Source organism: Ethanoligenens harbinense YUAN-3 (assembly GCF_000178115.2).
Taxonomy (GTDB): domain Bacteria; phylum Bacillota; class Clostridia; order Oscillospirales; family Ethanoligenentaceae; genus Ethanoligenens; species Ethanoligenens harbinense.
Genome location: NC_014828.1, coordinates 598,361 through 619,367 on the forward strand (window position 1 = coordinate 598,361; position 21,007 = coordinate 619,367).

The 21,007-nt window shown below is 50.2% G+C and carries 20 protein-coding genes; 12 read left to right on the forward strand and 8 right to left on the reverse strand.

Annotated elements, in window-relative coordinates:
• Positions 1 to 17 precede the first annotated feature (17 nt).
• The 4 genes from ETHHA_RS02905 to ETHHA_RS02920 all read right to left on the reverse strand — a co-directional run bounded on the left by ETHHA_RS02905 (position 18) and on the right by ETHHA_RS02920 (position 4,221).
• Positions 18 to 275 carry an HPr family phosphocarrier protein gene (locus tag ETHHA_RS02905; RefSeq protein ID WP_013484516.1) on the reverse strand — a complete coding sequence of 86 codons (258 nt, stop codon included), beginning with the start codon at positions 273 to 275 and terminating at the stop codon, positions 18 to 20.
• A gap of 2 nt (positions 276 to 277) precedes the next feature.
• A complete protein-coding gene (locus tag ETHHA_RS02910) occupies positions 278 to 1,693 on the reverse strand; it encodes a PTS fructose transporter subunit IIC (RefSeq protein ID WP_013484517.1) in 1,416 nt (471 codons plus the stop codon).
• Between the two features lie 78 nt (positions 1,694 to 1,771).
• Positions 1,772 to 2,233: a PTS sugar transporter subunit IIA gene (locus ETHHA_RS02915; RefSeq protein ID WP_013484518.1), complete on the reverse strand. Its 462-nt coding sequence runs from the start codon at positions 2,231 to 2,233 to the stop codon at positions 1,772 to 1,774.
• 62 nt (positions 2,234 to 2,295) lie between these two features.
• Positions 2,296 to 4,221, reverse strand: a complete 1,926-nt coding sequence (locus tag ETHHA_RS02920; RefSeq protein WP_159033344.1) for a BglG family transcription antiterminator — start codon at positions 4,219 to 4,221, stop codon at positions 2,296 to 2,298.
• 428 nt (positions 4,222 to 4,649) lie between these two features.
• On the opposite strand from ETHHA_RS02920, the gene ETHHA_RS15410 reads away from it, so the two are divergent.
• From ETHHA_RS15410 to ETHHA_RS02950, 7 genes are all read left to right on the forward strand, one after another.
• Positions 4,650 to 5,015 (forward strand): hypothetical protein, encoded by a 366-nt coding sequence (locus ETHHA_RS15410; protein WP_137143831.1) that lies wholly within the window; start codon positions 4,650 to 4,652, stop codon positions 5,013 to 5,015.
• A 384-nt stretch (positions 5,016 to 5,399) separates the two neighbouring features.
• Positions 5,400 to 5,762, forward strand: a complete 363-nt coding sequence (locus ETHHA_RS02925; protein WP_013484520.1) for a NifB/NifX family molybdenum-iron cluster-binding protein — start codon at positions 5,400 to 5,402, stop codon at positions 5,760 to 5,762.
• A gap of 125 nt (positions 5,763 to 5,887) precedes the next feature.
• Positions 5,888 to 6,727 carry a nucleotide-binding protein gene (locus ETHHA_RS02930; RefSeq protein ID WP_013484521.1) on the forward strand — a complete coding sequence of 280 codons (840 nt, stop codon included), beginning with the start codon at positions 5,888 to 5,890 and terminating at the stop codon, positions 6,725 to 6,727.
• On the forward strand, positions 6,724 to 7,599 hold the full coding sequence (locus ETHHA_RS02935; protein WP_013484522.1) for an ATP-binding protein: 876 nt from the start codon (positions 6,724 to 6,726) through the stop codon (positions 7,597 to 7,599). The genes ETHHA_RS02930 and ETHHA_RS02935 overlap by 4 nt, the downstream gene beginning before the upstream one ends.
• 10 nt (positions 7,600 to 7,609) lie before the next feature.
• Positions 7,610 to 8,029 (forward strand): acyl-CoA thioesterase, encoded by a 420-nt coding sequence (locus ETHHA_RS02940; protein WP_013484523.1) that lies wholly within the window; start codon positions 7,610 to 7,612, stop codon positions 8,027 to 8,029.
• Between the two features lie 6 nt (positions 8,030 to 8,035).
• The gene (locus ETHHA_RS02945) at positions 8,036 to 8,404 is read left to right on the forward strand and encodes a NifB/NifX family molybdenum-iron cluster-binding protein (RefSeq protein ID WP_013484524.1); all 369 of its coding nucleotides are present in this window, start codon (positions 8,036 to 8,038) and stop codon (positions 8,402 to 8,404) included.
• 95 nt (positions 8,405 to 8,499) lie between these two features.
• Complete coding sequence (locus tag ETHHA_RS02950; protein ID WP_013484525.1) at positions 8,500 to 9,345, forward strand: MBL fold metallo-hydrolase; 846 nt, start codon at positions 8,500 to 8,502, stop codon at positions 9,343 to 9,345.
• Positions 9,346 to 9,522: 177 nt separating this feature from the next.
• On the opposite strand, the gene ETHHA_RS02955 is transcribed toward ETHHA_RS02950, so the two are convergent.
• From ETHHA_RS02955 to ETHHA_RS02970, 4 genes are all read right to left on the reverse strand, one after another.
• Positions 9,523 to 11,007 (reverse strand): aldehyde dehydrogenase family protein, encoded by a 1,485-nt coding sequence (locus ETHHA_RS02955; protein WP_013484527.1) that lies wholly within the window; start codon positions 11,005 to 11,007, stop codon positions 9,523 to 9,525.
• Between the two features lie 578 nt (positions 11,008 to 11,585).
• Positions 11,586 to 12,944: an aspartate aminotransferase family protein gene (locus ETHHA_RS02960; protein ID WP_041687075.1), complete on the reverse strand. Its 1,359-nt coding sequence runs from the start codon at positions 12,942 to 12,944 to the stop codon at positions 11,586 to 11,588.
• 76 nt (positions 12,945 to 13,020) lie between these two features.
• Complete coding sequence (locus ETHHA_RS02965) at positions 13,021 to 14,151, reverse strand: iron-containing alcohol dehydrogenase (RefSeq protein ID WP_013484529.1); 1,131 nt, start codon at positions 14,149 to 14,151, stop codon at positions 13,021 to 13,023.
• Positions 14,152 to 14,406: 255 nt separating this feature from the next.
• Entirely contained in the window at positions 14,407 to 14,958 is a 552-nt protein-coding gene (locus ETHHA_RS02970) for a helix-turn-helix domain-containing protein (RefSeq protein ID WP_013484530.1), read from the reverse strand.
• A gap of 505 nt (positions 14,959 to 15,463) precedes the next feature.
• Between ETHHA_RS02970 and ETHHA_RS02975 the strand changes: the two genes are divergently transcribed.
• The 5 genes from ETHHA_RS02975 to ETHHA_RS02995 all read left to right on the forward strand — a co-directional run bounded on the left by ETHHA_RS02975 (position 15,464) and on the right by ETHHA_RS02995 (position 20,717).
• Positions 15,464 to 16,198, forward strand: coding sequence for a helix-turn-helix domain-containing protein (locus ETHHA_RS02975; protein WP_013484531.1), 735 nt, complete (start codon positions 15,464 to 15,466; stop codon positions 16,196 to 16,198).
• 217 nt (positions 16,199 to 16,415) lie between these two features.
• Positions 16,416 to 16,766: a P-II family nitrogen regulator gene (locus tag ETHHA_RS02980; protein WP_013484532.1), complete on the forward strand. Its 351-nt coding sequence runs from the start codon at positions 16,416 to 16,418 to the stop codon at positions 16,764 to 16,766.
• 38 nt (positions 16,767 to 16,804) lie between these two features.
• A complete protein-coding gene (locus ETHHA_RS02985; RefSeq protein WP_041687076.1) occupies positions 16,805 to 17,899 on the forward strand; it encodes an ABC transporter ATP-binding protein in 1,095 nt (364 codons plus the stop codon).
• A 12-nt stretch (positions 17,900 to 17,911) separates the two neighbouring features.
• A complete protein-coding gene (locus tag ETHHA_RS02990) occupies positions 17,912 to 18,778 on the forward strand; it encodes an ABC transporter permease (RefSeq protein ID WP_013484534.1) in 867 nt (288 codons plus the stop codon).
• Between the two features lie 4 nt (positions 18,779 to 18,782).
• Positions 18,783 to 20,717 carry an extracellular solute-binding protein gene (locus tag ETHHA_RS02995; RefSeq protein WP_013484535.1) on the forward strand — a complete coding sequence of 645 codons (1,935 nt, stop codon included), beginning with the start codon at positions 18,783 to 18,785 and terminating at the stop codon, positions 20,715 to 20,717.
• The last annotated feature ends 290 nt before the right edge of the window (positions 20,718 to 21,007 follow it).

A 21,007-nucleotide genomic window follows, 5' to 3' on the forward strand; every position in this document is an offset into this window, starting at 1 on the left:
CGTGGAAAGAATGCCGTTTACAGGTTTTCTTTGCAAAAAGCCTCTATGGCGGCGCAATCCGCAGCCTCGCTTTCACCGGTTACCGTGAACGATAACACGTCGTTTTGCTTGGCACCGAGGCCCATCACGGCAAACAGCCGCTTTGCATCGGCCGTTTTGCCGTTCAGTGAGATGTTGACAGTGGAACTGCACTTTTGCGTGCATTTGGCGAGCAGACCTGCCGGTCTTGCATGCATGCCTGCGGGGTCGGTGATTGTATGGGTGAATGACAGCATGTTTATTCTCCTTTGGCCTGAGCTTTAAAATATCTGCTTTTCAGGAAAACGGCCAGCAATGCGGCAATTACGCTTCCTGCGGCAATCGTCAGGAAAAACAGCGCGATGTTGTTCGTGGCGCCAAGGATGCCGATGATCGGTCCGCCGTGCGGCACAACGTCGGTGATGCCAAAAAGCATGCCGACTGCACCGGCGATGCTGCTCCCGATGATGACGCTTGGCAGCGCACGTTTGGGGTCGGCAGACGCAAAGGGGATAGCCCCCTCGGTTATACCGATCAGGCCCATGAGCAGCGCCGGGATGCCTGCGGTTTGTTCGTCCTCATCGAAATATTTTTTCCCGATCAGCGTGGCAAGGCCCATCGAAAGAGGCGGAACGGGAATGGCGCACGCCACAGCCCCCATGATTTGCGGGTTGCCGGATGTGATGGAGGCTACGCCAAACAGAAACGCCACTTTGTTGATAGGACCGCCCATATCCACGCCAACCATCGCGCCAAGCAACAGGCCAAGCACGATGCTTGTGCTGGGATTGAGCGAAAGTAGTTTCAATACATGCTGAAGAGCGGTCATCAGCCAGGAAATAGGAGCGCCCAAAACCAAAATCAGGGCTGCGGAAATGATCCCGATGCCCAAAATGGGAATGACAAAAATGGGCATGATTGGCTGGATGCTTTTGGGCACCTTCCAGGAGTTGAACCATTTTACAAGGTACCCTGCCAGATAACCGACAAGGATGGCGCCTAAAAATCCCATGCCGGCGTTTGTTCCGAGGATGGTTTTATCATTTGCGACCAGGGCGCAAACCATTGCCGGAGCGAGAGCCGCACGTCCGGATATGGCAAAAGCGATAAAGCCGGCCAGGATCGGATACATCAGGTAATTAAATGAAATACCGCCGATCGCGTTGACTTTTTGCCAGAAAGGACTGGATATGACAAGCCCGCTTGACGTCGCATGGCCTCCGAAAGCAAGCGATGTTGCGATGAACAGACCCCCGATTACTACGAACGGAATCATGTGAGAAACACCGTTCATCAGTTGCTTGATTACGGCGCTGCCGCCTGCTGCATTCGATTTCGCTGGGCTGTCTACGCTTTTTTCCGCATAAACTTTCGCTTCGGTTTCCAGGGATTTGAGAATACCCACCGGATCTTTGATAACCGGTTTGATGGGAAGTTCAAGCAGTTTCTTGCCGGCAAAACGTTCTTTCCCATCAATGGTTACATCAGCGGCTATGATGACATAATCCGCCTCCTTGATGTCGGCATCGGTCAGTTTGTTTTCCGTTCCGCTTGCGCCCTGTGTTTCAATTTTTGCATCATAGCTTAGTTCTTTGGCGGCGCGGGCCAGCTTCTCGGCCGCCATATAGGTGTGCGCGATGCCGGTAGGACATTTTGTTACGCCGATAATTTTCATGAGTTACGTCCTTTCAGGTTACAGATTCAAATACACGAAACATGAGTCCATAACGTAGTGTTTCCTTGTCGTGTAAGATTAGCCTTCCAATTCTTTGATCATAAAGTCATACAGATTTTGGGGGGTGGTCTCATTTACAAGTTTTTGCACAAACGTCTCATCCATCAGTTTGCGGGACAATTTCGCCAACACTTCCAGGTGAAGGTTGTTCTTGTCGCCGGAGGGCATCACAAGCGCAATGGCGACTTTGACGGGCTCGTCATCAATCGCGTCCCAATCTACGGGCTCTTTAAACCGGATAATGGCGACGAAGGGGTTTTTCAATCCGCTGATTTTTGCATGAGGAATCGCGATTCCGCCGCCGAAGCCAGTGGAATCCACTTCTTCCCGATCCATAAAAATTTTAAGAAGGGTGTCCTCTTTCACATTCCCATATGTCGAGCAAAGTTTGCTGACGGTTTTTACCGCATCGGTTTTTGAAGTGCTGGGTACCTCCACATCAAAAAATATGGATTCGGGTTTCAGTAAATTTTCAATCATGTTTCATTTACCCTTTCAAATTTATAATCAAAAAGCTCGAATTGCATCTTGCTTTTTGTACACTAATATAACAGTTTTACAAATTCGTGCAAAAATTCCGCAGGGGGGATGTCGCCAACCTCCACGAGGAAATTTTCAAATTTTGTCTGAGTCAGCAGATGGTAAAAGAGTGAAAATGTGCTTTGCGAGCTTTTTAAAAGATCCGTTGAGCAGGCAAGCATAAAGGCATACTTTACTTTTGCGTCGCCCCATTCGACTTCTTTTGTAAGTCTGGCAATACACAGCTTCGTTTTCATTACATAGTGCGGATTGCCGTGAGGAGTGGCAATGGCTTGGTAGTCGGTCGAGGAAATTTCCTCTCTTTCTAAGACACTCTGCTTGTACTGCGAGGTTACAATTTGTTCCTTTTCGAGCCTTTCTGCCATTTTGGAGATGATTTCATATTTTGTCGCAACTTCCGACAGATCCAGAACGATGGCTTCCCGTATAATTTGCTTTAAGAAATCCTTTGATTTCTTATCTTCGATGAATTCCTGAAATTGCTTCAATTCAGATTGCTTCAGCGCTGGGGAAACGTAGATGACTTTTATACCGTTTGCTTCCAGCTTCTCGGTGGTGATGATCAGATCACAGTCGATTTTACCTGCTTGATTAAATTCCTGCAGGGAAAACAGATTGGTCACATCAATTTCAGGATACAGCTTTTCCACTTTTGCGCGGATAAGATTTGCTGCGGCAACGCCATAGTGGCAAATGACGACTGCTCGGATTTTTTCATATCCCATATACATCTGCTCGATCGCGTTCTGGAAATGTATGGTGAGATAGATCAGCTCATTGTCGGTTACGCACTTTCCATATTTGCTCAGGATCATCTGCGCCATAACCGTGGCCGCTTCAAATCCAAGCGGATACTCGCCTTTCATTTCATCCCAGCCGTAGTTGTTGCCGGCATAATGATTGTCGTTGGCCGAAAGGGTTGTGTGTATGTGCAGCGCCAAACCCTCAAGCAGTTTTTCATTGCCCGAAAAGTCAAGGGATAAGTGGTTTTTTATTTGGGCAAAGGAATCCAAAATAAACGGACGCATATCATTGACAATTTCTTGGCTGTTCAGTACATGCTGCTTTTTCAGGTTGATAAGCAAATAACACAGATAGTATTTTTCGTTTTTGGGTAAAGCAAGCTGCATCGCGCGGTCTGTTTCTTCGCTGAGGCTCATATATTGGCTGAAATAGGGAAGCTGTCTCATAATCGGCACGAAATCATCACCGATTTGTGTGTTTTCGGACAAACGTCTGTTTCGCGTCACAATAAGCTGATACAGAAACATCTGCCCGATTGCTTTGTCGGTGAACAGCAGGTTTTTTAATTGTTGAATATATGCCACGATTTTTAGAGCCTTTTCAATGTCGCCGTGCGTAAAATACCGCATGATCGGAAAATGGATATTGTTGAAATTTTCCAGGCTCTCTTCAAAATCCAGTCCCTGTACATACGGGCTTACCAGCATTACAAATATTTCACGCCGCTTAAACTGTGAAGCAATGTATCGAAAACCGTAGTGCCTTAATGACTTCACTTCACTGCTGTATGTTTTTAGCAGGTCTTTCATTTGCTTTTCGACCAGGCTTTTGCTCACATACAGTTCGTCGGCGATATCCTGGAGCGTTAAAAATCCGGTATTCAAAACAAGCATCAATAGAATGCGTTTCTTTAATGGAAACTGAAGCAGCACGCCGGCTGAATTCATCAGCCGGGGTAGACGGGCCGGTTCGTTTATTTGAATTTGATTGTTTTTTTCTAAATCAATTAAAATGTTGTAGTGGGAAAAAAGAGGCTTTAAATTTAATAGTTCTGTTTTGACGGTTTGTGGGGAGACTTTTAGAAATTCAGAGATGTATTTTACTGTAGTGTTTGGTGAACTGTTGAGAATATGCAGAATTTTAAATTGCCTTTCTGTAATATTAAATTTTCCAGTAAAATCCACAAAAATCATCCCCCTTCTCTATTTAACAATATAGCATAGCTTCCTGCTCAATAAAACACATTGTATTTTTAGAGATTGCTAAAGTAATAAGACATATAATAAAATCCTATAGTAATTGTACAATATTTATGTGCATTTTATACAATATTAGACTTGCAGAAACTTTGCGGGAGGCGGATCGGTGCTGCAATCATCCTGTGCGCGCGGCGGTATTGGTGCATAAGACTTGATTTTTGATAATGTCGAGGGGGAATTCTGATGGCTGTCGTGAAATCGAGCAGATTGCCAGTGGATAGCTGCAAATGAGCTGGCCTGTCCTAGCGCGGGTGCTGTCCGGGGTTACATCCTGGCAGTCGGCATCCATGTTTAATATGGCAAAGACATCTTTCGATATGTAATCTTCAATCTGTTTTTTGAGTCGTGCGGATATGGTTTTTGCGGGATCGTTATGGAAAACAAACCCGGTTCATTCTATTTCGCGTAATTTGTCGGATGGCGCGCACCGTCGATTAAGTCTTGCTGGAATATTCAGCCTTGCGTGCTGTATTTATCCACAGAAAGAGAATCCCTGTTTTGTTGAAAGCGGCTGTGACGTGATCTGGACAGGCATGGATGGAATGGAAAGCGGCTTGTTCCAAACGGAGGGAGCAGCGCATCTATGCCCGGCTGAAGAGCAATGCCCGGGGCTCGGCCTATCCGAAGAAAAGCCTGCGGGAAAAGAACGGCTCGCAAAAGGACGGTTCTTTTCCCGCAGGCTTTTCTATTTTACCAAGATCCATTGCGACAAATTTTGAAATAGTTATTGACATATGCCCAAAACCGGGTACAATAGAATGTGTAATGGGTATATGCCCGTAACGAAAGGGGGCCTTGCGATGCCGGCGGGAAATGGAAGAGGACCTGTGGACAGCAGAAGATGCACAGGCAGGCGAATGGGCGCTTGTTCCGGAAATTCTGTGACGACACATGGCGTGCGGTACGGCTGTGGCGCCCGTCTTTCCCAAAGACTGCGGGATGGCTCATGCCGGGTTACCTCAGTCATCGACCGAGATGCGTTGGCGGCCGAAAAGGAAATTTTAGAAAACAGGCTGAGACGGATCAATCAAAGGTTACATGCGGATTTCGGTAAATCCATGGATCGGCCGAACGACTAAAAAGTGGAAAGGCAGGTTGGCGAAATGAAAATAGCAATTCCGTCAGAAGGAAAAGAACTGGGGAGCCCGGTGTGCCGGTTCTTCGGCAGGACCTCATTTTTTATAATTGCGGATACGGATACGCTGGAATTTCAGGTGCTTGATAACGATGCATCGGCCGCACAGGGTGGGGCCGGTGTAAAAGCGGCTCAGACGGTAGCTGACAGCGGTGTGCAAGCCGTTGTTACTTTCCACTGTGGCGAAAATGCAGCCGAGGTGCTAGAGGGCGCAGACATAAAGCTATACAAGGCGGTTGCGGGAACAATAGCGGAATTGATTGAAAAATATAAAAATGGCGTCCTGCAGGAGCTCACAGAGATTCATCCGGGCTATCATGACCACGGCTGACAGATCTCAGACTGTTTTCAGACAGGTCGAAATCTGTTGGGGAAAACCCGTTTGCGTTTGGTGGAAAGTGAACGGGGGAACGGATGGGCTGCTATGCATTTTGAAGCGGCGGAATGGGGGACTATATGAGGATTGCCGTTTTGAGCGGCAAGGGAGGAACGGGAAAGACCTTTGTTTCGAGCAATTTGGCTGCGGCCATACAAGACTTCACCTACCTTGACTGCGATGTTGAAGAACCCAACGGACATCTCTTTTTAAAACCCAAAGTTATGAATGCATGGACGGTATCCGTCCCGGTGCCTGAATTCGATGCTGAAAAATGCAGCGGATGCCGGAAATGTGTCGAGTTTTGCAGGTATCACGCTCTTGCTTTTATAAAAGGTAAGCCACGACTTTTCCCTGAAATCTGTCATTCCTGCGGCGGCTGCAGCCTGCTGTGTCCCTCCGGGGCCATTACAGAGACGGAACGGGCCATTGGCGTTATTGAGAAGGGCAATGCGGAAGGCGTTGCGGTGTTTACCGGTACGCTGCAAAACGGCGAGGCAACCGGCGTGCCAATTATCCGCAAACTGATCCGGTCAGCGCCAACAACAGGCAACGTTATCATTGACTGTCCACCGGGAAGCGCATGCGCCGTAATGGAGAGCATCGTAAACGCGGATTACTGTTTGCTGGTGGCGGAGCCAACGCGGTTTGGGCTGCATAATCTTTCGCTTGTGACGCAGCTCGTGCAGTTGTTTCAAAAGCAGTGCGGAATTGTTGTGAATAAGGCTGTCGGGGCAGAAGACCTGATTGAACAGTTCGCATCCACTCAACACATTCCGGTGTTATGTAAAATTCCCTATGATGCGCATCTCGGTGCTCTGAATGCCGAGGGGATGCTGGCTGTAAAAGAGGAACGCTATAAGAAACTGTTTGTGAATCTTTATCACCGTATTCTTGAAGAAGCAGGGGGCGCAGCATGAGGCAGCTTGTGATCTTGAGCGGCAAAGGCGGAACCGGAAAAACGACGATTGCTTCCTCTTTTGTTCGTCTGGCCGAGCATAAAGTTTTTGCGGACTGCGATGTGGATGCGCCGAATCTCCATCAGATCTTCGGTTTCGGAAAAGTTCCAGAGGAAAAACCGTTTTACGGGCTGAACAAAGCGGTAAAGGACGATACGGTCTGTACAAACTGCGGAAAATGTGAAGCATTATGCCGGTTTGGCGCCATTGAAAACGGGAAGGTGAATCCCTACGCATGCGAGGGCTGCGGTGTTTGCGAAGCAGTTTGTCCCGCCAAAGATCGGGAAGGAAAAGCCGCAATCCGGTTGGAGGAAAGAGAATCCGGAAAAACCATGCTCTATAACGAAAATGGCCAAGTGTTTTCCACGGCCGAACTGTTCATGGGTAATGGCGCTTCCGGGCGGTTGGTCACGGAGGTGCGCAGAAATCTTTTTCAGGCAGCTCGGGGTGAGAAATATGCGATCCTTGACGGGTCACCCGGCATCGGATGCCCGGTTATAGCGTCGGTAACAGGTGTCAGTATGGTTTTGGTCGTTGCCGAGCCGACCGTTTCCGGCATGCATGACATGAAACGAATTGTAGAGACCGCCCGCCGGTTTGGGACAAAGATTGCTGTATGCATCAATAAGTTTGATGTGAGCAACACCAACACCAATGCCATCAAAACATTCTGCGGAGAAGAAGAAATCCCAATGATCGGCCTGATCCCGTATGACCGCGCCGTGATTACAGCGGTTAACTCCGGCAAAGCGGTTGTGGATTATGAAGACAGTATGGCGGGCCGCGCAATCCGAAAAATCTGGGAACGCGCAAAGAAAATGCTTGTAAGTTGAGGAGACCCATATGATTACGGAAACGAAACTGATTGTCCGATATGCCGAGACAGATCAAATGGGTATCGTGCACCACGCGGTCTACCCGATTTGGTTTGAAGCGGCGAGGACGGATTTTTTGAAACAGGCGGGCATGTCGTATTCTAAAATGGAGGCGGACGGTCTGCTTCTGCCCCTTGCTGAAATGCATTGCCGTTTTAAAGCGTCGGCTCATTATGAGGATGAGATCGTCGTCAAGACGGAAATTAAAAAAATGACCTATGCGAAAGTGGTTTTTGAATACAAAGTCTATAGAGAGGCTGATCGCCGGCTTCTGGTGGAAGGCGGTACGGTTCATGCTTGCACGGACAGGTCACTTAAACCAATCAATGTGGCCAAAAGCTTTCCGGAGCTTTATCAGGCAATATATACTTTATCGACGAAGGAGTAGAATAGTATGAAAATTGCAGTAGCGTGTGATGGCAAAAATGTTTCCGGGCATTTTGGACATTGCGAAGGATTCGAACTGTTTACAGAAGATGGAGGTAACATTACCGAATGCAAATTCTATCAGAATCCGGGTCATAAGCCGGGTTTCCTTCCTAATTATTTAAACGATCTCGGCACCAATACCATTATTGCCGGAGGCATCGGTGGGGGCGCCATCGAAATTTTTAACGAAAAAAACATCGAAGTGATTGCGGGTGCCCGGGGCGATGCAGCAGAGGCGGTTGAACAGTATTTGAAAGGCCAGTTGAAATCGACCGGCAGCGTCTGTCACGAGCATGAGTTTGAAAGCACCTGTGAAGAACACGACCAGCATTGATTTCAAATTGGCAGGGCGGGTGTTGCAGCCTGCTCTGCCAATTTGTTTTGCGGTTTTTCGTGTATGCTCATGTACTGAATGTTCCAGGAGGAGTTATGCTCGACTTTCAAATTCTCACGGATAATATCGTGAACCGTCCGCATCTGCTTGCAGAGCACGGTTTGTCCTTGTGGATCAGGGATGATGATAAACAAATTCTTTTTGACACCGGCCAAACGTCGGTTTTTCTGCAAAATGCCTTATCCCTGGGTATACCGATACAGAACGCGGATGCCATTGTATTAAGCCACGGGCATTACGATCATTGCGGTGGAGTGGTCAGCTATCCGTTTGGAGACAGTAAAACAAAACTGTATATCGGGTCCAATGCCTTTGAAACGAAGCTTTCGGTAAAGGGCGGCGCCATCCGAAATATTGGAATACCCTGGGGACGCGCGTTTTTTGACAGAGTGGGAGATCGGATAGTTGAAATAAAAAATGGTGATGAGATATTCACTGGAATCCACGTGCTTGGGGGAATCGCCCGGTATAACGATTATGAAAAGGTGTCCGAATGCTTTTACACGGAGAGGGACGGCCAGAAGAGCAGAGACACGATGGAGGATGAACAACTGCTGGTGATGGAAAGAAAAGACCGCTTGGCGGTCTTTTCGGGTTGCAGCCACAAAGGCGTCATCAACTGTGTGGAGCATGTGCGAACAAAATTTCCTGGAAAAAGAATACATACTCTGGTTGCGGGCATGCATTTGCAAGGCGTCAGTAAAGAAAGATTGGATGCCACCATCGAGTATTTTGTAAATTCTGAAATAGAACGCATAATACCGTTGCATTGCACGGGAATAGAACCGATCTGTGAACTGAAAAGGGCGCTGCAGGATCGGTGCCTGATTTGCGCGGTTGGCGACCGCATCGTCATAGATGAAGGAACAAGATGGGTTTGATCGCAGGCATATCTGTCTGCAATCAAAAGACGGTCATCCACGTGCCTGTGCGCGTGGATGACCGTCTCATGTTTTTTATCCCAATACGGACTTTGCACAGCGCATGGGATCAATTCAAAAAGTCAGGATCATTCAGAACAAATGCCAATGATTTTTATATTTGATTTGCGTCTGTTATCATGTTCTTTCGGGGTACCACCCAATCGGGCCGGGTGCCAGATTGAGGTTGATCTGCTTGATTTCCTGATACTCTTCAAGACCGTGGACGCCCAGTTCACGGCCGATCCCGCTGCGTTTATAGCCTCCCCACGGCGCTTCGTTGAAGGTGGGATTATAGCAGTTGATCCAGGTGATGCCGGCGCGTATTTCCCGAATGACACGCATGGCACGTGTCACATCGCTGGTGAACACCGCTCCCGCAAGGCCGTATTCAGTATCGTTGGCCAGAGCAATCGCTTCCGCCTCGGTTTTGAACGTCTGAACGGTCACAACAGGGCCGAAAATTTCCTCACGCACAATCTTCATATCGGATGTGCAGTCATCGAAGATTGTGGGGCGCACAAAAAAGCCGCTGGCGCATTCGCCTTCCGTATAACGCTCACCCCCGCAGACCAGCATGGCCCCCTGCTCGACCCCGCTGTGGATATACCCCAGGACCTTTTCCATGTCTTTTTCCGTAATCAGCGGGCCGATGTCCGGGTTATCCAGCCCGTTGCCGATGGTCATGGCATTGGCACGCTCGGCCAGCCGTTTTACAAACGCATCCTTGATGGATTCTTCAATGATGATACGGGAACCAGCGGAACAGATCTCCCCTTGGTTGAAGAAAATGGCGATCATGGCCCATTCCACCGCACCGTCCAGATCGGCGTCTGCAAAGATCACGTTCGGGGACTTACCGCCGAGCTCCAGCCCGATCCGTTTGACATTTCCCGCCGCCGCACGCATCAGGCTCTGGCCGACCCGCGTGCTTCCGGTGAAGGCGATCATATCCACATCGGTGTTTTGCCCCAGTTCAGCGCCCACTTCCGCATCGCCCTGCAGCAGGTTGGCGCAGCCCTTCGGCAGGCCGATTTCCTCAAAAATCTCAAAAAGCCGGATGGTGGAAAGCGGCGCCTTTGGGCTGGGCTTGAACACGACGCTGTTCCCGGCCGCCAAAGCGGGCGCAAGTTTCCAGACGGACATTAAAAACGGGTAATTCCACGGGGTGATCTGTGCACACACGCCCACCGGTTCGCGCACCGTGTAGGCGTGCATCGGCCCAAAGTTGCTGTTGACATCATATGCACCGCCGTACGGCGCTTTGATGAGCCCGGCATAATAGCGGAACGTATGGATTCCATCGTCGATATCGCCCTCTGCTTCCCGTAGGGGCTTGCCGTTATCCATGGTGTCGAGCTTCGCCAGCTCGGCTGCGTGTTCTTCGATTTTGTCCGCGATTTTCAACAGGAGATCTCCCCGCTTCTGGGAATCCATATCTCGCCATTCCCGCGTTTCATAGAAAGATCGTTTTGCCGCCGCAATGGCTTGGCGCGTATCGTCCAGGCTACTTTCATAAACCTGGCTGAACACGTTTCCCGTAGCGGGGTTGACGATGTCTATGACTTTGCCGGAGCTTCCTTCCACCCATTTCCCGTCGATATACATTTTTTTGACCGCCATACGGACCACCTTTCTGTCGCATGCTATACGGATTCGGGCCTGTTCGGCCGGATTTTACCTGTGAAACTTGCTTGGGCGTGTGGAAAAATTACCGTTTTGAGATCTGCGGTGCTTTATTCCAGTACCTTTTGCGAAACGAATCCCAATGGATTTCCACATTTCCGGCACCGGGCCGGAAGATCAAGGGCCTTTCATGCTAACGGTTTTCTGGAATGGGTCCCCTTGTTTTTACACAGGATCGCATAAGACCAAAAGAGAAGGGAACCGTTTCCCGATCCTGGGTAAACGGCTCCCTTGCCTTATCATTTATCTTACACACCTAAACGCCAAAAAGCAATGCGCCACGCGTGCGAATCTTTTTCTGTTGCGGGTCATGACATGATGCGAAAGGGCGGCTTTTCTTCTCCTTTCGAATGATTTGAGATTCCGTTTTCGCTCGTTTTGCCCGTAAACGCCGCGATCTTCTGTTTCGTCCGTTCCGCCATATGGATTCGGATGCCTGTTTCCGATACGATCAGGTATGCGCCAAATCATTTCGGACGTGGATCATATGGGAGGGTGCAGCGGGAAAACGGTGCTTATTGACCGGCCAGGCTGGTCTGGATGGCCGATTCCAGAATAGCCAGACCGCTGTTCAGCTGAGCATCCGTTACGACAAGCGGGCACAGGAACCGCAGCACATTGGAATAGATGCCGGCCCCCTCAATGATCAGACCGTTGGCCACGGCATTTTGAATGATATCCGATACCAGCCGGGCATTCGGATGTTTGCTCGTTTTGTCCGTCACAAACTCAATGCCCATCATGCAGCCGATGCCCCGCACATCGCCGACTTCTTCATATTTTTCTTTCCATCCGTTAAACACAGACATACAGGTATGGGAAATCTCCTGCGCGCGCTCACAAAGATGGTCACGCTCCATGATCTCGATAACCTTCAGGGCGGAGGCACAGGCCAGTGCATTGCCGCCGTAAGTGCCGCCGATGATGCCGGGTTTGATTCCATCAAAAATTTCCGCCCGGGCCGTTACGGCGCTGAGCGGGACACCACCCGCAATGGATTTGGCGGTCGCCAGGATATCCGGCGCGCATCCGGCCTCTTCCCAGTAATTGGACACAAACATTTTCCCGGAACGTGCAAACCCGGTTTGCACCTCATCCGCGATGAGCAGGATGCCTTTTTCATCACAGAGTTTCCGAACCGCCTGTACCCACTCGATTGGTGCGGGGATGAATCCACCCTCACCCTGCACCGGCTCGAGAACGATGGCAGCCACATATTCCGCCGGAGAGGCTTCGTCGAATGCCCGCTCAAGCCGTTCCATATAATAGGCGATGGCCTCGTCTTTGCTGTACCCCTTTGGTGCGCGGTACAGATACGGAAAATCCGCACGATACACGCCGTCCGGATAGGGCCCGATGCCGGACGAATAAACTTTCTTTGAGGTCATGGTCAGCGTCAGCAGTGTCCGCCCGTGAAAGGCACCGGAAAAAACGATGATGTTGGGCCGCTTGGTAAAGGACTTTGCGATCCGGACGGCGTTTTCGTCCGCCTCGGCTCCGGAATTGGCAAACATCGTCTTCTTTCGTGCGCCCCGGATCGGGGCGATCTCGTTCATTTTTTCAGCCAGCCGGACATAGCCCTCATGTGTCACGATGTTCATCATGGCATGGAAATATTTGCCTGCCTGCTCCTGCACGGCTTGCACAACTTCCGGCTGGCTGTAGCCGATATTCAGCACGCCGACGCCGCCGACCCAATCCAAAAAGATGTTTCCGTCCACATCTTCGATCATGGCCCCCTCGCCGCGCTCAATGACGCAGGGGTAAACCGTTTTGATGGCATTCGGGACCGCGGCCGAGCGTCTGGCCAAAACGGCGCTGGCTTTCGGTCCCGGCAGTTGTGTGCGGATCTGGGGCAGAGCATCCCGGAGCAGCTGCGGTTTCGCCGCAGATATTGTTTCCTTGGGCAACATAGGAGATTCTCCCTTTCCGTTTTCTTTTGTTCTTGGATTACAAAGCTTTTCGATAGATATTTCGCAGCGCTTCCCTGTCAAAGACAACCGGATGGTTGGCGATACCTGCCGCCGATACTTTCATGCAATTTTCCACCATCCAGTCGATATCACCATTCTGAATGCCCTGTTCGCCCAAATGGGTGCTCAGATGCAGCTGCGCGAGCAGATGGCGAATCTGATCTACGCAGTCGGTTTCGTTTTTTCCGCCCAGGCTTCGCGAAATCAGCGCAAATTTTTCCGGCGCGCCCGAAATCGACTCTTCATAAACGGCCGGTGTCAATGCTGCAAGTCCGCCGCCGTGAACGATGTTGTGCAGACCGCTTGCAGGGTGTTCCATGCCATGCGGCGCGGTCACGCCGGCGGTATGGATGACCATGCCGCCCAGCGTGCTGCCCCAGCTGATATGGTCCCATGCGTCCAGATCGGCCGGGTCCGTATATGCGCGGATGAGATATTTGCCCAACAGCCGGATTCCCTCCGCCGACAGAATATCTGTCATAGGCTGACCGATCCTGGAAATAAAGGCTTCCATGTTATGGCACAGCGCATCAAAGCCGACGCTGGCCAGAATATGCCGCGGCATGGTCGTCATCAATTCCGGGTCGATGATGGAAGCTTTCGGAACGATCGCGTTGCAGCGAAGGGACTTTTTGTCGTGGTTTTCGGGATTGGAGAGCACCGCAAAGCCGTTGCCTTCACTGCCCGTGCCGCAGGTGGTGGGCACCAGCACGATGGGCAGCGCCTGGTCGGAAACTTTTTTGCCGAATATGTAATCGGAGATGTCCCCTTCGTTCTTTGAGAGAAACGCGATTGCCTTTGCGGAATCCATTGCACTGCCGCCGCCGATGCCCACCACCACATCACAACCGGACGCGCGCGAAAGCGCGGCGCCCTGGCAAGCGGTGGATGTCAAAGGGTTTTGCTCGACTTTGTCGAACAAAACCGTTTCAATGCCCGCCTTTTTCAGGGAATCCGTCGCCCGATCCAGAAGCCCGGTTTTTTTTGTGCTGTTTCTTCCAGTCACAATTAAAGCCTTTTTTCCATAGAGGGAGGCTGTTTCCCCTAATCGGTTCACTTTTTCCCGTCCAAAAATCAGATTGACAGGCAGATAGTATTGAAATTCCAATCGTGTCCCTCATTTCCTGGTTTTGTGAGTGCCGCAGTGCATCGTGCCCGGCCTTTCCCGACTGGCGGACAGAAAAAACGGGTTGTGACGGCAAACGGGCATAAAAAAAGACACTCCCCCGTTTGGGTGGAACATCTTTGTTCTTGCGGTATTTTCACAATATAAAGCACGGTCAAACCGGTTCAATCGCTGGATTCATTATATGCGATGTGCAATATATTGTCAATAATAAAATAAAAAGCACACTATATTCACTCATTTCCATGTGAACAGCATATAGAACCGCAATATGCCTTTGCCGGCGTTGTAGTAGCAGTGTTCCTTGTCCGCGTCCATCCGGATCGCGTCTCCTTCGTTCAGAATATACCGTGTGCCTCCCATTTCGACGGTTAGTTGTCCGGAGAAAACAATGTTGTATTCCGTTGTTTTTTCGCCGTGTGAGCTGCAGGGGTAGCTGCCTCCCGGTTCTACCTCCACGCTGTATATTTCAAAATCCCGGTCAGGCTCATAGGGGAAATAGGCGTAATTTCGAAAGGCGTCTTTGGCCGACTTGATGGGGATCAAGGTGTCCTTTCGCATGATGTAGACCTCGTCGTGCGGGGGACCCACCAAGTCCATAAATTCCACGCGCAGCCCGCTGACGATTTTTCCCAATGTTGCGATAGTCGGGTTGGCTTCGCCGCGCTCGATCTGCCCGAGCATGCTCTTGCTGATGCCTGTTTCAGTTGCCAGCGCATCCAGGCTTAGCTTTTTCGCCTTTCGGATTTTTTTCAGATTGATTGCGATATTTTCATTTAAATAATCCACCGCAGTGTACCTCCTTAGTGCACTATATTGATCGACTTGTTTTAAAAACACAGTATATTGCACGATCTTTGCGATCGACGAAGTGAGGGAGACAATGGCCCGCCGGCAGAAAGCGCATGCTTTCTGCGGCTGTTCTGCGACCGGGTGATTGTTTACATCATAACGTAGTTTCTTGAACACGACAAGAAGCAAATTCCAACCGGTACTGCCAACGCTGCGGAGGCCTGTGCCGGTGAAAAAGTGGAAAAACGGTTGCAGGCAGGAGTATAGGGCATTGTAATCCGGGCGCACCGCTTGGCTCAGACAGTCGGGCAGACTGCCGCTTTACAAACCGCCGGAAGCGGTTTTTCGTGGCGGAGTGGCAGACGCTCATTAACACTCACGGAGAGATTTTCTTGCTATCGTAATGCAAAACAATTATAATTATAATAGTTTGTGGCGCTCTATAATCGTAAATTGTGCGCATAAGAGATTAGACTGTATGATTAGTTGAGGTAAAATGCAAATGAAACAACTGGAAACAAACGATTGGCTTGTGTTAAACAGTATCATTTATAAAATTTATACGATGGAAGACTTTGATGGCATGCGGAAGACCTTGCTGGAACAACTGAAAATGGTGCTTGACTTTGACAGCGCCGACTTTTTCCTGGCAAACACGGATGGAAAACCGGGCCTTATCAGGCCGGTGGCCCACAACTGCGATTGCATTTATCCGCAGACGTATGACGAACTGGATTACAGCCGCGGCATCATGTATGGCGGCAAGAGCCTGATTTACCGCGAGACCGATATCATCAGCGATGAAAAACGCATGGAGACAACCTATTATAAAAAAGTTTATATTCCCAACAACTGGCACTTTTCGTTGCAGATGATTCTCGCACGCGAAAAGGATTTTCTGGGTGTCATCACGTTTTACCGCACCATCGGCAAGGACAACTTCCACTACGACGATATTTTCCTGTTGGACATGCTGAAAGACCACCTGGCCTTTCGCCTGTATCAGGAGAGGGAGAGCAAAAGCACGGACAAGCTCACGGTGACACAAGCGGCAGAACAGTATGGGCTGACCAGACGAGAGGAAACCATTCTGGGTCTGCTGGTAGAGGGGGAGGAAAATGGTGCAATCTGTGAGAAGCTGGTTATCAGCATCAACACGCTGAAAAAGCATATGCTGAATATTTATCGGAAGATGGGCATTAAGCATCGTGTTCAGATATTTAAAATCATTCAATAAGATTATGAAAATGGAACTTTAGAATGGATACGGGACCCAAAAGCAGAAGAATTATCGCGCATACGATGCATTGTTTTTTGGCATCTTAGTGTGTAAGATAAGATCAAGCGAAGGAGCTGTTTACCCTTTCAGGGCAAGCAGCTCTTTTTTGGTTTCCTGTGGATATTTTGTGAAAACCGAAATGTACGCATGCAAGACTGCGGGAGGGTAATGGATAATGAAAGAACTGGTTTTGGTCATTCGTCCGGAAATGTTGGAAGTGTTGAAATCGATTTTGGATGACGTGCATTGCGGCGGGATGACGGTTTCGAGCGTGATGGGCTGCGGCACCCAAAAGGGCGTGGTGGAAGGCGGCATCAATGAGATCAAGGGCTTTAAGATGAACATCAACTTGCTGCCCAAGATCCGTGTTGAGGTTGTGGTGGAAGACGATGTGGTGGAGGAAATCATCTCCAGTGTACGGGAGCGCATGGCGACCGGCCATGTGGGAGATGGAAAAATTTTCATCCGCAACATTGACGGCGTGGTTCGTATCCGCACGGGCGAACGCGGCGTGAAAGCGCTGTAAAATCTGGAGGGAGGTTGATCGGGTTGGGGAAAAACATCATGGTCCACATTCAGGATGTAAGCAAATCCTTTGGTGAGAACCGCATCGTCCGCAATCTGTCCATGGATGTATACGAAGGCGAGTTTTTGACCATTCTGGGCTCATCCGGATGCGGAAAAACCACAACGTTGCGCATGGTGGCCGGATTTGAGCACCCCACCAGCGGCAGAATTCTGGTGCAGGGAGTGGATATCGCAGACAAGGAACCATATGAGCGGGATGTCAATACCGTTTTTCAGAGCTATGCGCTTTTCCCGCATATGAGTATTTTTGATAATGTGGCCTATGGCCTGAAAATGAAGAAAGTACCGAAAAAAGAGATCCGGGAGCGTGTGATGAGCATGCTGGAGCTGGTGCAGCTTGACGGGTTTCAAAAACGGATGCCGTCGCAGCTTTCGGGCGGACAGAAACAGCGTGTGGCGATTGCACGCGCGCTGATCAATCATCCCAAGGTGCTTCTGCTGGATGAACCGCTGGGCGCCCTGGACCTGAAGCTGCGCAAGCAGATGCAGCTTGAACTGAAACGGCTGCAGCGCAAACTGAACATCACGTTTATCTATGTCACGCACGACCAGGAGGAAGCGCTTTCCATGAGCGATCGCATCGCGATCATGCATGATGGAGTGCTGGAACAGGTGGCCGGGCCGGAAGAGATCTATGAGGCGCCGGCTTCTAAATTCGTTGCCACCTTTATCGGGGAGACCAATCTGTTTGAAGGGGTCATCAGCAACATGGCGGACGGGAACGTTTCGGTTACCATCGAGTCGGGCCTGATTCAATGCCGCGGAGCGGGTTTTCACGAAAAAGATATCGTCGCCGTTTCGGTGCGGCCGGAGCGGATGCAGTTTTCCACCTCCAGCGTGGACGGCTTCAGTCTCGAAGGGGTTGTAAAGGAGCAGGTCTATGTTGGGTCCATCCTCAAAGCCATTGTGGTGCTGCCCAATGGGTACGAAGTCAAACTGGAGCGCCTGGCCGGGGATGCCCTGCCCATGAACGGCGCGGTTTACCTGTATTGGCGGCCGGAAGATGCGCGGCTGATCCATTTGCAGGATCAGGTGGTTTATCACGCGGTTGAGAATGTCAAGCTGGCGTAGGGGGGTGGAAAAATGGGAAAGCCAAGCAAACGGACGGATGCGGGACAGATTGCCGTTATGGTCGGTCCGGTTACCTTGTGGCTGGCGTTTTTGGTGGCGGTTCCGCTTGTTTATGTGTTTATTATGAGTTTTTGCAGCCTAGACCAGAATTACAATGTGGTTTTCCGTTTTACACTGGAAAACTATCGGCGGCTTTTGGACTGGGACTACATACAGGTTTACGGGCAGTCTATTTTGATTGCATTTCTGGCAACCGCTATTTGCATTGTGTTGGCTTACCCGTTTGCCTTTTTGATTGCCCGGACTTTTCAGAGCAAAAAGACGACCTTATATATGATGGTGATTATTCCGTTCTGGACGAATTCCTTGATTCGCATTTACGGCTGGCGCACCTTTCTGGGCGCGAACGGGATGCTCAACAAACTGCTGATGGCGCTGCATATGACCGGTGGGCCGGTGCAGTTTCTGTTCACCCGCGGGGCAACGGTGCTGGGTATGGTGTATGTCCTGTTCCCGTTTATGGTACTGCCGCTGTACACGGCGATCGAAAAACTGGACCAGTCGCAGCTTGAGGCGTCGGCTGATCTTGGCGCGCGCGGAGGCTCCACATTCTGGCATGTGATTCTGCCGCAGACGACGAGCGGCGTGTTTTCGGGCTGCATCATGGTCTTTATTCCGTGTCTCGGTTATTTCTATGTATCCGATATTCTGGGCGGCGGCAACACGAACGTCATCGGCAACCTGATTGAGCGGCAGTTCCAGAGCGGAAACAACTGGCCTTTAGGCGCGGCGCTGTCCATTATCCTGATTGCGATCACCCTGCTGCTGGTCAAGCTGTACCAGAAGTGTGGCGGCGATATGCAGAGTTTGGGGGTGTAACGATATGCACGGACAGACCAGAGAAACATTCCGGCGAAAGAGCGGTGCCGTTTATTGCGGGCTCATTTATGCGTTTCTGTTTTTGCCGATTGCCGTCATTATTATCAATTCGTTCAACGCCAACACGTTCAAGCCGTATTTCAGATGGACAGGTTTTACGTTTGACTGGTATGTGAAGCTGTTTCAAAACACGGGGCTGCTTCAATCTTTTGGAAACACCATCTTTCTGGCACTTGCCACAACCGTGCTTTCCGTGATGATCGGAACCGTGGCCGCAGTGGGGATATACAAGTTCCGGTTCCGCGGAAAAGACATCATAAACGGGCTGCTGTATATCCCGGTTGTCATTCCCGAAATCGTGCTGGGCATTGCGCTGCTCTCGCTCTTTTCCAAAGTGGGAATTCCGCTTGGCATGCTCTCGCTGCTTCTGGCCCACGTCACGTTCTGCATCCCGTATGTCATTTTCAATGTGCGTGCGCGGCTTGATGGATACGACCGCTCCATCGAGGAAGCATCTATGGACTTGGGAGCCACGCGCCTCCATACGTTCCTGCGGATCACGTTGCCGGTCCTTGCGCCCGGAATCGGCGGAGGCGCACTGCTTGCGTTCACGCTTTCGATTGACGATGTGATCATCAGCTACTTTACCAACGGCCAGACGATGACGTTTCCGCTGAAAGTTATGGCAAGCATCAAAAGCGGCGTCGCGCCGGATGTCAACGCGCTTTCCACTTTGATCCTGCTGGTCACAACAGGCGTTGTCGCTCTGGTGCAGACCGGCCTGCTGAAAAAGTTCGTCGGCAAGGTCGGCACCGCATTGTCGGCTCTTTTTTACATCGGGCGGGACGAGCTGGATACGAAGCAGCGCGCGGTGAGGAGAAGGCGGGGTGTCGGCACCGCGTTGGCCATTGCGATTGTGGCCGGTGTGCTGCTTTCCGTCGGTAAAAACGCCGGCACCTCCGCCGTCGGGAGGAACGGACAGCTCAATCTGTTTATCTGGACGGAATATGTGCCGGATTCGGTGATTCAGAACTTTGAAAAAGAAACCGGCATCCAGGTCAATGTCTCCAACTATTCGTCCAATGAAGATATGCTTGCCAAGGTAAAATCGGAAAAAGCGGGGGCGTTCGACATTGTGCAGCCCACCGACTATATGGTTCAGCAGATGATCGGCCAGGGATTGCTGCAGAAACTGGATAAATCCGCGCTGACAAACATGAAAAATATCGGCAGCTCGTATCTCAACCAGTATTATGACCCAAACAACAATTATTCCGTGCCGTATTTGGGTGGGGTGGCGGCCATTGCCGTCAATACCCAAAAAATCAAAGACCGCATCACAGGGTATGCCGATCTGTTCAACCCGAAGTATAAAAACAGCATTGTTTCCCTGGACGATTACCGCGCCGTCATCGGCATGACCGCACGCAGCCTCGGCATGAGCATGAATGAGACAGACAGCGCAAAGCTGGATGAAATCAAAACCCAGCTCATGAAATTGAAAGGCAATATCAAACTGTATGACAGCGACAGTCCAAAATCCGCGCTGATTTCCGGCGATGCGACCCTCGGCTTCTGCTGGAATGCGGAGATCACGTTGGCCATGGAGGAAAACCCGGCGATCAAGATTGTGTTCCCCAAAGAAGGTGCCTATGTATTTGTAGACAACTGGTGCATTACCAAAGGGGCAAAGAATGTCCGGCAGGCAACGGCTTTCATCAACTACATGCTGAAAGCGGAAACAGCCAAAGAGGTGTCTGAGGAGTATCCGTATATGCAGCCGAATGCGGCGGCCGTGGAATTGTTGGGCAGTGCTTACAAAAACAATCCGGCGCGGAATGTTCCGCAGGATGTTATCAAAAAGGGGGAGCATGTCGCCAATCTGGACGTCAATACGCTGGCCCGGTATGATGCGATGTGGACGGATTTGAAAAAGTAATGTAGCCGCCCGTGTAAAGGCCGGAAGCGGTTTCGACAGCAGCCTTCCTTCTGCCCGGCCGATGCATGGAGCGAGTCGATCATACTTAAATAGAAGACGATATATGAAAAAAATAGCCGCTATTCATTATGAATGGTGGCTTTTTTAGTCTTAAAAATCATAAAATATAATCATAAAACGGTATGAATTGATAAACAGAAGTAGAAAGACGGTGCGTTTGGAGAATTGAAAGCCTGTGTGGCAAAGCGTATGATAAATATAACGCAATGAGGCGATGGGAAAGGGTTCCC

What these genes read in the sequence shown, in the direction of transcription:
- ETHHA_RS02905 (WP_013484516.1), bottom strand. Translation starts at nt 275, where the DNA reads ATGCTGTCATTCACCCATACAATCACCGACCCCGCAGGCATGCATGCA.
- ETHHA_RS02910 (WP_013484517.1), bottom strand. Translation starts at nt 1,693, where the DNA reads ATGAAAATTATCGGCGTAACAAAATGTCCTACCGGCATCGCGCACACC.
- ETHHA_RS02915 (WP_013484518.1), bottom strand. Translation starts at nt 2,233, where the DNA reads ATGATTGAAAATTTACTGAAACCCGAATCCATATTTTTTGATGTGGAG.
- ETHHA_RS15410 (WP_137143831.1), top strand. Translation starts at nt 4,650, where the DNA reads ATGGTTTTTGCGGGATCGTTATGGAAAACAAACCCGGTTCATTCTATT.
- ETHHA_RS02925 (WP_013484520.1), top strand. Translation starts at nt 5,400, where the DNA reads ATGAAAATAGCAATTCCGTCAGAAGGAAAAGAACTGGGGAGCCCGGTG.
- ETHHA_RS02930 (WP_013484521.1), top strand. Translation starts at nt 5,888, where the DNA reads ATGAGGATTGCCGTTTTGAGCGGCAAGGGAGGAACGGGAAAGACCTTT.
- ETHHA_RS02935 (WP_013484522.1), top strand. Translation starts at nt 6,724, where the DNA reads ATGAGGCAGCTTGTGATCTTGAGCGGCAAAGGCGGAACCGGAAAAACG.
- ETHHA_RS02940 (WP_013484523.1), top strand. Translation starts at nt 7,610, where the DNA reads ATGATTACGGAAACGAAACTGATTGTCCGATATGCCGAGACAGATCAA.
- ETHHA_RS02945 (WP_013484524.1), top strand. Translation starts at nt 8,036, where the DNA reads ATGAAAATTGCAGTAGCGTGTGATGGCAAAAATGTTTCCGGGCATTTT.
- ETHHA_RS02950 (WP_013484525.1), top strand. Translation starts at nt 8,500, where the DNA reads ATGCTCGACTTTCAAATTCTCACGGATAATATCGTGAACCGTCCGCAT.
- ETHHA_RS02955 (WP_013484527.1), bottom strand. Translation starts at nt 11,007, where the DNA reads ATGGCGGTCAAAAAAATGTATATCGACGGGAAATGGGTGGAAGGAAGC.
- ETHHA_RS02975 (WP_013484531.1), top strand. Translation starts at nt 15,464, where the DNA reads ATGAAACAACTGGAAACAAACGATTGGCTTGTGTTAAACAGTATCATT.
- ETHHA_RS02980 (WP_013484532.1), top strand. Translation starts at nt 16,416, where the DNA reads ATGAAAGAACTGGTTTTGGTCATTCGTCCGGAAATGTTGGAAGTGTTG.
- ETHHA_RS02985 (WP_041687076.1), top strand. Translation starts at nt 16,805, where the DNA reads ATGGTCCACATTCAGGATGTAAGCAAATCCTTTGGTGAGAACCGCATC.
- ETHHA_RS02990 (WP_013484534.1), top strand. Translation starts at nt 17,912, where the DNA reads ATGGGAAAGCCAAGCAAACGGACGGATGCGGGACAGATTGCCGTTATG.
- ETHHA_RS02995 (WP_013484535.1), top strand. Translation starts at nt 18,783, where the DNA reads ATGCACGGACAGACCAGAGAAACATTCCGGCGAAAGAGCGGTGCCGTT.